This is a genomic window from Lewinellaceae bacterium, assembly GCA_020636105.1.
In the GTDB taxonomy this organism is placed as follows: Bacteria; Bacteroidota; Bacteroidia; order Chitinophagales; family Saprospiraceae; genus BCD1.
The window spans coordinates 252,641-267,168 of the sequence record JACJYL010000001.1; the positions used below are offsets into that span (position 1 = coordinate 252,641).

A 14,528-nucleotide genomic window follows, 5' to 3' on the forward strand; every position below is an offset into this window, starting at 1 on the left:
TTAATCAATAAATTCACGATACCATTGCTCCAAATGGATCCATTTCCAGATATCCCGGGCATAATTTCCCTGATGCTGGAGATGCTTTTGATAAATGGATTGAATTTTCTTTACATCCAATATTCCATGTGAGGCCAAAGATTCTGAATGGATCAAGTCGGTTATATATTTTTTAAAGACAAGGGTTCTGAACCACTGGTCTTCCGGGGTGTCGAAGCCCATTTTATCTTGTCTTTTCCGGATGGATTCAGGGAGTACTCCTTTCATGGCCTCCCTGAGAATGTATTTATTTATTCCCTTTTTAATAATGAGATCCCCCGTCAAGGCCAGCGTTTTTTCCACCAGGCGGTAATCCAAATAAGGGACTCTGGCTTCCAGGGAATAAAACATGGCATTGCGGTCTTCCCACTTTAAAAGGTGCTCAAGTTTGTATTCAAAATGATTGATCAAAGCATCCTGTAAAGAAGAGGATCCGTATAAATTTTCTGCGACTACATTCGAAACAGTTACATGTTGATGGTAGAAATTAGGGGCCAGGTAACTTTTTTCGCACGCCCGCATCCTGGTTCGTAAGGTAGCCGGTAAAAGGAAAAAAATCAGGCTTTTAATCCCAAGGAGTGATTGATGATTTGAATAATAATGGGCCATTTCGGTGGCTAACTGACCTATTTTACCTTGTAACAGGAGCGCTTTAAAATGGTAGCCAAAAAAATAGTGGTAACCCGCCAGGATTTCGTCGGCCCCTTGTCCGTCAAGGGTCACGGTGACATGTTTACCGGCCAATTGCATGACCTTAAACTGGGCGTAAGGGCCTGTACTGGGAATGGGCTCTCCATGTGCCTTTACAAAACATTTCAGATCATCTGTGAGGGTTTGGGCCGTAGGAGTGGTGAAAAACATATTTTTCAAGAGAGGTTTGAATTCCTGGATGAACTTCATTTCATCTCCCGTTTCACCATTCCCGTAAACGGCGGAGAAGGTATTCAAATCTTCTTTCAGGTAATCTTGTAGTAATATGGAAACGATCCCGGACGAGTCCAACCCGCCACTCAAACAAACTCCTACGGGGACATCACTGCGTAACCTCAATCCGATGGCCGAGCTCAGTAAAGCCTTAAATTCTGAAGGATCCGAAAAACCTTTTGCCCGGGCCACACTTTTTCGCAAATCATACCATCGAATGGGTGAAGCGTGAGGATCTGAATCGTTGAGGGTGATTTTATGCCCGTGCTGAAGTTTTTTTATCTCTTTAAAAAAAGTATGTTCAGTTTGATCGGTACGATTAAAAACCAGGTACTCAAAGATGCTTTGTTCGTCCGGTGCAGGTTTGCCGGGAAGCAACTTCAAAAGCGGTTGAATTTCAGAAGCATAAGCGAAGTATTCGTCGGTATGCAGGTAATAGAATGGTTTGATCCCATATCGGTCGCGGGCTAAGAAAGCAGTCTTTTTATGCCTGTCGTAAATGGCCAATGCCCACATTCCATTAAACTTGTCTAAACATGCTTCTCCCCATGCTGCAAAAGCGGCCAATAAAACCTCTGTATCGGTATTGGTTTTAAAAACATGTCCCAACAATTTCAGCTCTTCCCTCAATTCGATATAATTGAAAATCTCCCCATTAAAAGTACATACATATCTTTGATCAGGAGAAAACATAGGCTGGTGGCCGGACGCTGATAAATCCAGTATACTCAGCCGGACAAATCCCATGCCTATTGGGTCTTCCATAAAAATTCCTTCGTCATCCGGCCCGCGATGTTTTATCGTTTCCATCATTGTACGGATGAGTTGTTCCGAAACGCTGGTTTGATTAAAATTTATGATTCCCGCTATTCCACACATTGACTTAAAATAAATAATATGGAAGAAAAGAGTCCTCTTTTACCTTTCCAAAATATGGGTATAAATGTCGAAAATTCTCGAGGCTACTGAGGGTGAATCAAGCTCCAACTCAATGATTCTTTTTCTTCCCTGTGTGCGATCGTTTTCCTTTGCAAAATCAAGGGCCATTCTTAATTGCGCTGCAAAATCTTCAGGGTCAAAGCCGGCGATAAAACATCCTGCTGTTTTCCCCATAATCCATTTTACATCTCCCACATCGGTGGATACAATCGGGCAGTTACACGCCATGGCTTCCTTGATTACGTTTGGGGAACCCTCGTGAAAGGAAGTCAGGATCATTACCTCTGCTGCATTGTAATAATGAACCAAATCTTTATGGGCGATATCATTAAGTGGGATGAATTGAATGTCGGGCACACCGGTTTTTTCCAGGGCCTGTTTAGCCAGGGGGAAATTTTTTTCCGCCCGATCCGGGTTGGCCACAAAAATAACCAATTTGTTTTCGTTTGGAATGCCCAGCTGCTTTTTTGCCGCTGATTTTGATTCGGGATAAAAAAGGTCAATATCTACTCCGTTGGGAATCACGGTGGCTCTTTTTATGCCTGATTTTTCTTGCATTTCCCGGGATTTTACAATGGAAAAATCGTAAAATTTTTGAGCAAGAAATGCATTTAAACGTGCTAAAAGCAAACTGGTTCGGGTCACTCGTTTATCCTTTGTATTCGTTCCGAGCAGGTCATCCCCCATAAAAGAAACCATCACCTTTTCACTCCGTCGTGCAAGAAATGAAATGATCGCTGCCAGGCCATAATGGGCATGAATGATATCATATGGGTTCGTATTCAACACTTTTCTCAATTTGAATATAGCCTGAGTATATCCTTTAACCCCCTTCTGGTCAATCGTAAAATAATCCAGGGATAATTGAAGCCTTTTAAGAGATTCTCCCTGGGCGAGGACTATGGTATTCGGGCCTTTATTTCTTGTTCCGCTGCTTACAAATAATACGTTCATGGGGTGACCGTTTTTTTCGGGATGATTTCGAGATATTTATACTTCCCATTGCTGGAAGGAAGTATTCTATCTTTGTATTCTATTGAAAATGGAACCTCGAAGGGATGCAACAAAACGGATAGCTGACGGTGAAGTTCTTTAGCGTCAGGTTTTTCTTTTGCCTCGAAAATGAATTCCAGGAATGTTCCGTTCCAGACGACTTTATGTCGGGTGATTTGTGGAAATCTTCGGAATAGGGTGCCTCCAAAAATATTTACCGGATGAATTTTTTTGCCGTTGGGCAATGTGATAATATCTGAACTTCTCCCCTGGATTTTCTTAAACCAGGCAAAGGGAAATTTGGCTTGGGGCTCCGGTTCGTGCAGTTCGTCCACCATGTCCCCAATCCGGTACCTGATCATAGGCATACCGTAATTATTCAAATCGGTAATCAATAAATTTTTCATCCCACTAATTTCAGAGGCTTCGGTTTCAAGGATAACATGGGGATCAAGGACATAATAACGATCGTCATTCACCGGGCGTGCCGCCATGCCCAATACTTCTCCCGAACCATAAAGGTCGCCTGTCGGGGCCAGAATTTGTTCGATTAATTTTTGTTGGTATGGTTCAAGATTTTCAGCGGTGGTGAGCACTTGTTTTAGGTTTTTTAAGTGAATTTTTTCTTCCTGGCAATATCGTGCGAAATCATAAATTGAACTGGAATACCCATCAATGGACCGAGGATTGAACCTGACAATTCGTTCAGCCAATTCGGGAATTTGTTCCGGGTCATTCAAAAGTGTGGAAGCAATGTTTTTTTGATGGAATAACAGGTTTTTTAACTTCGAAGGGATAGTATTCCAACGCTTAATTGATGTTTGGTTGCCCCAAATATGTACATTGCTTTGGCCGGGGTTCCAACCTGACATATTCCAAAGCGCATAACCGGCGGCCATTCCGGCACTCAATCCATCTGTATCGGTGTAATAGTTAATCGGAATTCCTGTTGTTCCACTGGAACTTCCTTTATGCATATTTTTGAGTGGGAAATAGGAAGAAATCAGTTCTTCCTGCTTATTTCGTAAGGTGTCTCTGTCGAGAATAGAACATTTTTTTAAATCTGAAGGCGTTTTAATATCGTGGGGCCTTATTCCAAGTCGGTTCCATTCAGCCCTATAATAAGGGACCGTATTCAAGGCATATTCGATTAATTTTTGCAGCCGTTCTGCTTGATAAACCTCGACCTGATCTCTTTGCCATGATAATGTATTTTGAAAAAATCGATACCATGGATATACCTTCAGCCCTTTTGCCTTGTCCAGCGTTTTAAGCAATATCATAGGAGTATTCATCAATCAGGCTTTGATATATGGCAGCAGAGATCATATTTTCAAAATTCATCTGATCGGTGCGCCATGATTCATGAAATTGTTGCTCATAGAACCGGGGATTGAATAGTTCCGGAGCAAGGGGGATTTTTTGAAGTTCCGGAAGACTCGCTTCCGTGTTTTCTATTGAATAGTCAGGAATGGCGCCCGGCTTTTTTTTCATCAGTTTTCGAATAGTGAATCCAAGGGCAATCTGTATCGGACCGGCAGGAGTTAAAAAATATCTCGGTTTATAGCCCCTGTCAAGAGGTAAATCCAACCACCCGGGGGCCGTTCTTTTCAGGATATGAGCATAGAGTACCTGCCCGTGGTACCTGTTGAAAGGGTTGTTTTCCCTGTATTCACTGTAAACCCCTGCCATACCCGTTTTAAGTAAAACTTCAATAAACCTGAAGCTGAGGAATGGAGCTCTGTGGTTGAGGAATTGTCGTTGAACGGTTATTTCCGGGCCAAAATATTTGGAAAAGACTTCTTCAAATAAATAAATGTAAAATCTTTTGTTGGCAGATAAATGCCCGGGAAGATTGCTCAGGTAATCATAAATTTCATCAAGCAGGGGGTCTATCCACCGATCAACGAGGTTGGGAGACAAATACTTTGTCCCCGCGGAAGCGAGTATTTGTTTCCGAAGCTGACTTCTGTCCGGATTCTCAAAAAGATTAAAAAGCAGTGCTGAGGTCATCACTCCCGGAACTTTCATGGAACGGATAATTTCACTTCCGAAATTTCCGGAAACGAGATACCTGGTATCCTTCAGGACCGTTTGCAGGGCGTAGTAATAATGGGCACGTGAAATATTTCCCAATCCATAACTTCTTGTTAAAAATTCCATTCCGTTTTTCCAGAAATGTTGTTTTGTATAGGTTTTGTCAAGGATCAATGGCTTATGTGTAATACCCATTTCACGGCTGATCAGTAATGGGATTTTAACATCCATTGAAGTTTCCGATCCGTAAGAGTAGGTGAAAAAAGAACGATTCATTTCCATGGCAACCGAGATCGACGTTCTTCCGTCAAACCCACCGGTCAGGGTAGCGCAGAAGGGGGCAACGGGAATAAATTTCCTGGCTTGTTCGATAAACATTTCAGCTAAGTGATCCAATGATCTGGTCCAGGGCACGGGATTTTCAACATAATAATCTGAAATATGGGTATGCCTGGAAAAGGACAAATTATCCTGATAAACCAGTAGATGGTTAGAAGGAACAGTGTTTATTTGTTTGAGCGGGGTGCGGGTAAACAGAGGATAATAAAAAAGAGCTTTTTCCAGATAATATTGTTCATCAGGGGTCCATTCTACCGCTTCGGTCTGCCTTAACAGATCAAACGATGAGGAAATGATGAGCAGATTATTGGAGGATAAATAATAAACCGGGAGGATATTAAACATGCTGCTACTGATGACCAGTTGCTTTTTTTGCTCATTCCAGTGCAAAAGAAAGTAAAAACCATCCACCGCACGAATGAATTTTCCGAATTTCCCATCTTCCAGGATGGAATGAAATGTCTTTCTATCCAATGAGGGATACACAGGATCTCCTAAAATCCACGAAAATCCGTTTTTATGCTGAACGAACTCAAGGGTTGAATGGTTATCCGCCTCCGAAAATATTATTTCCGGTGCAGCCAACAGGCGACCCGATTTATCTATTCGCAGGTAAAAATCCATAGTTTTGATTAGTCCTGGTTTTGAAGATACTTTTCATCCCCGGGACACATTTTGAGTTTTGAAAAGATGGTATAATCGCTGGATGTCTTTCCATGGGGGGCGACCAAGGTAGCATCCTAATTTATAGCGGACTTTAAGCAAAGAGAGCAACCTGTTGTGGCGAACATGAAAAATGCCGATCCTGGTAGGTATTCGTTCCAGGCAATCAGGAGTATTTTGTTTGCTTCCTGAGGTGGTTGCCAGATAACCGCCCTGGATGGCTAACTGATGTGCGGTAGCATTGTGATCTCCATGAGGCCAGCATAAGAACTCCACTTTTTTCCCAAGCTTTCTTTCAATAATTTTTTTGGATTCCATTATTTCGTAGGTAATCCTTTTTTTATAAGCATCCTCATCCTCTACGGCTACGATCAAAGAATGGTTATCCAGATATTGCTGATAAACGGGCGCTACTAATTTGAAAGCGTCCCTGAAATTATAATGATTGAAGTTGTAATGGCTCAAAGTGGAAACGCACTGGTTGACGAAGTCCGGGTTTATTTCTATTTTTTTCGCTATTATACTTGATCGCTCCTCAAAAAGCGGGAATCCGTAAAGAAGCAATCTTTCAAATTTGGGGTTAGCAATGTGAAAAGGTTTTTGGTTCAAAAACCTGTTTCCGGCCGCATATAAAACATCTTCTCCGGGGTGATGAAATCCTTCAAGTTTACCTGAAACGAAATATTTAGTGTGTGACATGGTATGCGACTGAATGTCGATGAGGCCGGATGCTTCCATTTTTTTCATTTCTTCCCAGGACAAATGCCCCGGGAGATTAAGATCTTCCAGGGATACGTTCCCGGTCCAGTAGTCTTCAAGGTTGGGGCGGATCAGATTTCGGGGGTCTGCCATTTCTGGGTTCACAAACAGGGTGGCAGGGATGTCATATTTTTTGAGCATGGGAAAAGCCCAAATCCAATTGTCCAGGTACCCGTCATCGATCGTAATCACTAATGGTTTTTTAGGACTATTTTGTAAACCTGCCCGGATGTTGTAAAATGCTTTGAGGGAGATAAGATTGAAGTTATTTTTAAAATATTTTAGCTGATCTTCAAAAAAAGGTAATTCAAGGGTCAGGAAATTCCGCTTCCATCCGGGGTTTACTGGCCCCACCGAATGATAATAAATAATGGGAATGGAAGGCTTAATTGAATGAGGCATATAATTGTTCAAGGGTGGCAATATGTTGTTCTTGCCCAAAGCGATCCTTAAATTCCGCTCTGGCCTTTAGGGTGGCGGCTTTCATTTTCGGGAATTGCCCAATTTTCGACAAAATGTTTTCTTGCAGTGTATCATCCAGGGGAACGATAAATTCCGGGTAGTGCTCAAAAATTTCCCGCATACTCGGGATATCCGAAACAATTATCGGGGTTCCACAAAGAATGCTTTCTACAGCAACATTCCCAAAAGATTCGTATTCAGAAATGAAGAGCATCATATCTGCGGATTGGTAAGCTTCGGCAATATTTTTCCTATAGCCCATGAAGTGGATCACCTCCATTAATTCCAAATCTTTGACATACTTTTGCAGTGATTTTTCAAGCGGGCCCGATCCGTAAATAAAAAACTGAACACCAATGTTTTGTGAATGAATTTTAGCTGCCACTTCCAGCCATTGCAATATGTTTTTTCCCGGAGCCAGCCGACCGCAGTAGCTGATCTTTAGCGGCCCATTCACTTTTTTTTCAATGGGATGAAAAGTATCAGAAGAAAAAGGATTATAAACCACCAAAATTTCTTTTTTATAGGCCATGGCTTGTCTGAAACAGTCCCGGCTATACCGGGAATTGGCTATTACCCTGTAATTTTTGCTCAGGGCCAGCTTCCAGAATGGTTTTCGGATTTGTTTTTCCCAGGCATTTTTCCAGTATATGGTTCCGTGAACAGAATATATAAGTTTTTTAACACCAGCCAATCTCAGTATCAGCAGGTTGAGCGGCCCTATGTTAAAGACGTGAAAGAGCTCGTTTTGATGGCTCCGGGCATATTTCCATAGTTTCCAAACCGCCTTTCTGTTTTTATGACTTCCGTATAAAAGAGTGATATCCTTGCCTTCATACACGTTTGCTTGACCATCCAAGGGGGGCCTGACCACAAAGCATTGAATGGCTTTCTCAGATAAATTTTCGATTATTTTGGGAAGCAGGACTTCAATCCCGCCCGGCTGGGAAGTAAGATGTACAAAGTGTATCATGTGGGAAAATCGGCAAATGTCTTTACTGATTTTTTTATGGGCTTAGAGGCCAAATCTTTTTGGACAGGGACATGATTTTCTTTTTTTACCATAAAGGATTTTTGATAGACCAGGGAACCAAAGCTGAAAAATAAAGCCTGGATGATCCCCAGGTTGGTAATTTGGTAAAAAGTAAAGTGCTGCCCGGAAGAGGAGTGAATTAAAAACCACCCCAGAAATACAATATTGAAAACCAGCAATGTCCTTTTTAAAGGATTTTGCCTGGGTAGCTTAAAGCTCCTGAGAAATATTTTTCCATTGAATACAAGAAAAAACCACCCCATTAAAAAAGCCCCGACGATTCCGGAATGCAATAAAATATTTTGATTGGCTACATGACCGTCGGCAAAATGAAAAAAATCATCTGAAAATCCAAAACCCGTTAGCGGGGATTCTCTCCACTTTTTCATCACCCTTGGGCCGCGTTCGTTTAATCTCAAAAGGGTACCTCCGGCAGTAATGTCGCCCTGCGCCATGGCATCTAAAGTCCACATGCGATTATAGGCGTTATGGATCTGGATATTGACGGCGGGAATCGATATCAGAACAAAAAGTATAAGGGTGACTGCCAGGAAGGTTTTTAGCAGGTGTTTGAAGCTGAATGTGGAGACAAAGATCGCATATAAGACGATGATCATCGAAAATCCAATGATCCATCCCCTGGTTGCCGAGAGAAAAACCGTTAGGTAATCGGCCGCAATGATGCCTGTCAGGTATAGCGGTTTGAAATTATGGTCTTTGGTGGAAAGGAAATAAAGGGCACCAAAAAAGGTGATGATCAGGATACAAAAGTTGAATAATCCACGATAAATCTGCTCTTCACTGATTTCAAAAAAATCCTGTCCCCCTAAAATGAACCCAAAAACCTGTGCGGGTTCCCTTCCCATGGTGATGGAAAAGAGCTGAGCTCCCAGCGCAAAAAAAGCTACGGGAAAAAGATAGGCCATGATTTCTCTAAACTGACTTTCTTCCTTTATCAATCTCGGGATGGAATAAAAAAGAAACAATGGCACAAGGTATTTCACGACTCTGAATTGAACATTTAACGCTCCTGATAAACCAATTACATACCCCTGGATTACCAAAAAAAGGAGGTAAATAAATATAATGTTCAGTTGCATCGAAAAAAACGGAAGTTTGGCGAGGGGGGCTTTTCTTGCTTTAAAAAGGGTGATTAAGATGTAAAATTGTACGACTTCTATGGCTGGAAGGCCCGGGATTACTGAAAATACGGCTTCCCAGGTGCCGAGGAGTCCAAAAAATCCATCGGATAATACCAGGAAGTACGCCAGCCAAAAAGCTTCGTCTTTAGCATAGAAGTATGCAACTAAGGTACTCAAAAAGAAGAAAACCGAAATGGCCCTGGGGGCGAAATAATGCAGGCCAATCGTCGCCAGGATCAATACAAAAAACAGGATGATTTTCCGTCTCACAGGGGCCGTTTTTGGATCAAACTGGATGAGAACCTATTCATAACCAAGCGCCTTAAACATTTGATGGGCATTGTTTTTCGGAGAATATTTTTCGGTAATGATTTTTTTCATCCAGGCTACTTTTTCTTTTCGATCGGCTTCGTTTTGCAGGTAAAATCGGGTTATTTCATTTATTTCATCGTAAGATTTTGGGGCCGGAAGCTCAGCGTGAGCCGGAAATATTTCGTCAAGATCATTTTGCCATTCCAGCAAAGGAAGCGCACCTGATCCCAATGCTTCGTATAACCTGATATGCACCCCGTTAATAAGCCCTGGGTTGCCATCCACAGGAACTATTTTAGTAGCATTAAGGAGATCATTGAGATAGTCTGTGTTATAATATTGGCTTTTGAGTCTGAAATGCGGCTCCAGATTGGGAAAAAAAGAAAACCACCTTTCCCAGTGTCGGTTGCCATGGATTTGCAGGTCATGGTCTGAAAAATAATTTAAGAATTTTGCTTTTTTATAACCCCAATTGTCGGTGTAACACATTCCTACATAAAGAATTTCTGATTTTAATTTTTGGTAAGAAACTTCAGAAAGTTGTTTCTCATAATAATGGCTGGAAGGAATTCCTGCCTGGAAAAAATGGACGTTTTTCAATCCCATTTTTTTGAGCTGACTGACCCAAAAAGTGTCGGGGGCAAAAATGGCATCGGCATAATTCAACAAGGACAAGTAATACCGGTTGAGCGAAGTGTAAAGCGGATGGTCGCCCAGGAAAAATGCGATTTTTGATTTTCGCTTAAAATATTCCAACGTTTCCGGAAGCAACATTTCGTTATTGTATATAAAAACCAGGTCAGGAAGCCGGCGGTCGTAAACTTGCCTGTAATAGCGGTTGATTTTATCCATAAAGTAAGTTTCCCAGCGGACTCGCCATTTATTGGGCAGCCGAAAAACCTGGACGTTGAATTGAATCTCCCATTTTTTCAGGGTGGCATTAAAATCAATCGGATATACCTCAGCCTCCCAAACCTTGAATATTTCTTTAAAGGAATGAAAAAGACTATAGCGTTCCGGGACAAAAAAAAGGACTTTCATAAGTGAGATGAGAGATCGCTGACTTTTTTAAAGTATGCAGAAGCAGTCAGGCTCATCAATACATAGTCCCAATATTTACCGTGCCTGAAAAAGTATTGGGGAAACCGGCCGGTTTCCTCAAATCCTAATTTCCGGTAAAGATCATAGGAACCGGTGTTAAAGTCGGCAACCCTTAAGTAAACCAGGTTCATATTGTAATGATTAAAAAGGAAGTAGAGGAGCATTTCATAAGCCTTTTGTCCATAACCCATTCTTCTCATCCCGGGCATGATGTCCAGTCCAACCTCACAATTGTTATTTTGGAAATCGAGGTGTTGAATTCGCAATCGGCCCAGGATAAAAGAATGGTCATCTGCCTTCACAATTACGTATCTTTTGTCATTTTTTTGGTGATGTAAATTTTGCCACCATGCTTCCTGTCCAGGCTCATCTATAAAATCGATGGAAGCCAGGTTAAGGAAAGTGTCTGGATCATTATGCAATAATCTCAGGGATTCCAGGTCTTTTCTTTCAATGGCTCGAAAAGCCAGTTCCTTATACTTAAACATTTTCAAATACTTTTAATACAGCTTCGGTCACCCGTTCCATTTCGGAATTTGATAAAGAAGGGTAGATCGGAATTCTCAAAAAGCGCTTAAAAAAATGAACCGAACCCGGGAAATCCAGGTCTGTTCCCAGGTGACGGTAATATCTGTTGCGATGGAGTGGAGTGTAGTGAACATTGGCCATGATTCCTTCTGCCTGTAGCGCCTCCATGATCCAATTTAGTTTACCCGGAGGCACCAATAGACCAAAAAGGTGCCAGTTGGTTTCAGCCTCCGCTGTAACTTTGGGAAATTCCAGCCCATCAATGCCTGATAAATTTGAAATATAATAGGAGGCAATTTCTTTTCTACGGGCGTTCATTTCCTCCAGGCGTGAAAGTTGGGTGATGCCAAGCGCCCCGTTGATATTGGACTGTACGTAACTGTTCCCTTTATCAACGTATTGATAATATCCCTGTCGATGACTATCCGATAGAAAAGCATATTTATCCGTACCTTTTTCCCGCATGATTTTTACCCTGTCTGCAATGTCATCATCGTTGGTCACAAGGGCACCTCCTTCCCCTGTGGTCATATTTTTGGTGCCATGAAAGGAGAAGGTGCTGACAACAGCCTGGTGGCCGGTATATTTTCCTTTGTATTTTGCCCCAATGGATTGGGCGGTATCATGCACTACATAAAGGCCATATTTTTTGGCAATGGCGTTTATCTCATCCATTTCTGCAGGGTTGCCAGCATAATCGACAGGACAAATAGCGACGGTTCTGGCGGTAATATAGGATTCGAGTTTTTCCACATCCAGGTTGCCGTTATCCGGGTTTACATCTGCGAGCCTGACATTTAAGTGATTGAGTATTGGCCCCAGGGCTGTACTGGTGTAGGTGAAGTTCGGGATGATCACCTCGCTGTTTTCCGGGAAAGTTTTCACCATGAAGGCCAGGTCAAGCGCTGAAGTGCAGGAATTGAGGAATAACACATGTTTTACGCCAAGAAATTCACTGAGTCTTTTTTCGAAAAGGCGGCAGGCCGGGCCATCCCCGCTGACGAAGGTGCTGCGTAGCGCTTCAGAAACGGCCGTTATATCGTTTTCAATGATAGAGGGTTTATGAATGGGGATGGGCCTTTCAGAAACAGGCTTTCCTCCTTCGATGGCAAGTGTGGAATCTGTAAAGATCATGATTGGTGATTAAATGAGTGATAATTGATTTTTTTCATACCATTTTATGGTTTCCGCCACCCCTGCTTCAAAGGGAATGGAGGGCTGCCAGTTCAATAATTTTGCTCCTTTGGATCCGTCAACAGTTTTATACGGGGCTCCGTCAGGTTTGTCCGGATTGAGTTTAATGTCTCCCTGATAACCTGTTAGTTTTTTGATGAGGCGGCTCATTTCAAGGATGGAAATTCCGGAACCTACGCCAATATTAATAAATTCCGTGGTCGCAGGCAGGTCTATACTCCTGATCATAGCTTCAGCACCGTCATCAACATGCAACCATTCCCTCACAGGCTTTCCCGATCCCCATACCTCTACGAAGGGGGCATTTATCCTTTTGGCTTCTACAAATTTCATAATCAGCGCCCCGAGTGCATGGGATCGTTCGGCTTCAAAATGATCCTCAGGTCCGTACATATTGGACAAAACGATATTGATTACATCCAGCCCATATTGGCGGTTATTGGCCCAGGAACCCACCCAGAAAGCCTTGCGCACGAAGCCATAAACCATAACGGATTCATGAAGCGGGCCGTCCCATATTCCGGACTCCTTAAAAAAGGTTGCTTCCCCTGGATAAACGCAGTTGGAAATGGGATTGACCATCCTTTTTACTCCCGTCTCCCTGGTGGCGCGCAGCAGATTTACGGTCATTAATAAATTGTTTTCAAAAATATCGGCAGGATACTTTAATCCAAATTGAATACCTCCAACGAATGATGCACAGTTGAGTACCAAATCAGGTTGGGTATTTCGGAAAAAAGAGATCGTTTGTTCATAATCCCGAAGATCAACTCCTAGGCTCAGAGAAGTTAAAACGGGATTTTCTCCTCTGGCCATTAGTTTTTTAGCCACGCGTCTGCCCAGAAATCCTGTGGCTCCTGTAATTAATATTTTCATCACATGAAATCTTCTACCTGGTTATGAATGACAAATCCTCCCGTTTTTAACAGGTGGTTTCGTTTGATGAGTTCAAGGTCATTTTCCACCATTTCCGAAATTAAATTTTCAAGAGAATACCTGGCACTCCATCCCAGTTTTGTGCGTGCTTTGGCGGGGTTACCGATCAGCAGGTTTACTTCAGTGGGCCTGAAATAAAATGGATCCACGATCACAACAGTCTGACCCGGGAACAGATGTTTTGGCTGAATGCCTGTCTTTTCCTCAAAAACCTCAAAATCAATGGTTTCAATGAAGGCTTGTTCATTTTTCCCTTTTCCAAAAAATTGAATATTGATGCCTGTTTCGTGAAAAGCCTTTTGCACAAAATCGCGTACTGAAGTCGTTTTTCCCGTTGCAATAACATAATCATCGGGTTCTTCCTGCTGGAGCATCAGGTACATGGCTTCTACAAAATCTTTGGCGTGCCCCCAGTCCCTTTTGGAATTCAGGTTACCTAAAGAGAGTACTTTTTGGAATCCCAGGGCAATATTGGCTACGGCACGGGTGATTTTTCGGGTCACAAAAGTCTCTCCCCGTAGCGGAGATTCGTGGTTAAAGAGGATGCCGTTGCATGCGAAAATATGGTAAGCCTCGCGGTAGTTTACGGTGATCCAGTGGGCATAGAGTTTTGCCACTCCATAAGGGCTTCTCGGATAAAATGGGGTCTTTTCAGTTTGCGGGATTTCCTGCGCCTGCCCAAATAGTTCGGAAGTAGAGGCCTGGTAAAATCTTATCTTCTCTGTTAGCCCGAGGATCCTGATGGCTTCGAGAATTCTAAGGGTGCCCAGGGCATCCACGTTGCCTGTGTATTCAGGGGTATCAAAACTGATCTTAACATGGGACATCGCCCCAAGATTGTATATTTCATCGGGTCGAATATCCTGGATGTAGCGAATGATGTTGCCGGTGTCAGAAAGGTCTCCGTAAAAATAGTGGAACCTGGGAACGATTTCCTGGCGGTCATTGGCAAACAGGGCGTCTATTCGTGTCGTATTAAAGGAAGAACTCCTTCTTTTCATGCCCCATACTACATATCCTTTTTTTAGCAAAAAGTCTGCTAAGTAAGCTCCGTCCTGGCCCGTTATGCCGGTGATTATGGCTGTTTTTGACATGGGAAAGCTTTTTTTGATTTTATTTTCTACTGT

Annotated in this window: 12 protein-coding genes; all 12 read right to left on the minus strand. The window is 42.5% G+C overall.

The window, feature by feature from the left end; all coding sequences use genetic code 11:
- From asnB to gmd, 12 genes are read right to left on the minus strand one after another with little or no spacing between them, the layout of a single operon-like run.
- A complete protein-coding gene (gene asnB / locus H6571_00890) occupies positions 1–1,842 on the minus strand; it encodes an asparagine synthase (glutamine-hydrolyzing) (protein MCB9322273.1) in 1,842 nt (613 codons plus the stop codon).
- 39 nt (positions 1,843–1,881) lie between these two features.
- Positions 1,882–2,856: a glycosyltransferase gene (locus H6571_00895; protein ID MCB9322274.1), complete on the minus strand. Its 975-nt coding sequence runs from the start codon at positions 2,854–2,856 to the stop codon at positions 1,882–1,884.
- Positions 2,853–4,190 (minus strand): phenylacetate--CoA ligase family protein, encoded by a 1,338-nt coding sequence (locus tag H6571_00900; GenBank protein MCB9322275.1) that lies wholly within the window; start codon positions 4,188–4,190, stop codon positions 2,853–2,855. Before H6571_00900 ends, H6571_00895 begins: the two co-directional genes overlap by 4 nt.
- A complete protein-coding gene (locus H6571_00905; GenBank protein ID MCB9322276.1) occupies positions 4,165–5,895 on the minus strand; it encodes a hypothetical protein in 1,731 nt (576 codons plus the stop codon). The genes H6571_00900 and H6571_00905 overlap by 26 nt, the downstream gene beginning before the upstream one ends.
- 33 nt (positions 5,896–5,928) lie before the next feature.
- The gene (locus tag H6571_00910; protein MCB9322277.1) at positions 5,929–7,095 is read right to left on the minus strand and encodes a polysaccharide deacetylase family protein; all 1,167 of its coding nucleotides are present in this window, start codon (positions 7,093–7,095) and stop codon (positions 5,929–5,931) included.
- Positions 7,079–8,128 (minus strand): glycosyltransferase family 4 protein, encoded by a 1,050-nt coding sequence (locus H6571_00915; protein MCB9322278.1) that lies wholly within the window; start codon positions 8,126–8,128, stop codon positions 7,079–7,081. Before H6571_00915 ends, H6571_00910 begins: the two co-directional genes overlap by 17 nt.
- Positions 8,125–9,600 (minus strand): hypothetical protein, encoded by a 1,476-nt coding sequence (locus H6571_00920; GenBank protein MCB9322279.1) that lies wholly within the window; start codon positions 9,598–9,600, stop codon positions 8,125–8,127. Before H6571_00920 ends, H6571_00915 begins: the two co-directional genes overlap by 4 nt.
- Before the next feature lie 33 nt (positions 9,601–9,633).
- The gene (locus H6571_00925; protein MCB9322280.1) at positions 9,634–10,683 is read right to left on the minus strand and encodes a glycosyltransferase family 1 protein; all 1,050 of its coding nucleotides are present in this window, start codon (positions 10,681–10,683) and stop codon (positions 9,634–9,636) included.
- The gene (locus tag H6571_00930; protein ID MCB9322281.1) at positions 10,680–11,231 is read right to left on the minus strand and encodes a GNAT family N-acetyltransferase; all 552 of its coding nucleotides are present in this window, start codon (positions 11,229–11,231) and stop codon (positions 10,680–10,682) included. The genes H6571_00925 and H6571_00930 overlap by 4 nt, the downstream gene beginning before the upstream one ends.
- Positions 11,224–12,405: a DegT/DnrJ/EryC1/StrS aminotransferase family protein gene (locus H6571_00935; protein ID MCB9322282.1), complete on the minus strand. Its 1,182-nt coding sequence runs from the start codon at positions 12,403–12,405 to the stop codon at positions 11,224–11,226. Before H6571_00935 ends, H6571_00930 begins: the two co-directional genes overlap by 8 nt.
- Positions 12,406–12,414: 9 nt before the next feature.
- Positions 12,415–13,341: an NAD-dependent epimerase/dehydratase family protein gene (locus H6571_00940; protein ID MCB9322283.1), complete on the minus strand. Its 927-nt coding sequence runs from the start codon at positions 13,339–13,341 to the stop codon at positions 12,415–12,417.
- Complete coding sequence (gmd, locus tag H6571_00945) at positions 13,341–14,495, minus strand: GDP-mannose 4,6-dehydratase (GenBank protein MCB9322284.1); 1,155 nt, start codon at positions 14,493–14,495, stop codon at positions 13,341–13,343. The genes H6571_00940 and gmd overlap by 1 nt, the downstream gene beginning before the upstream one ends.
- Between the last annotated feature and the right edge of the window lie 33 nt (positions 14,496–14,528).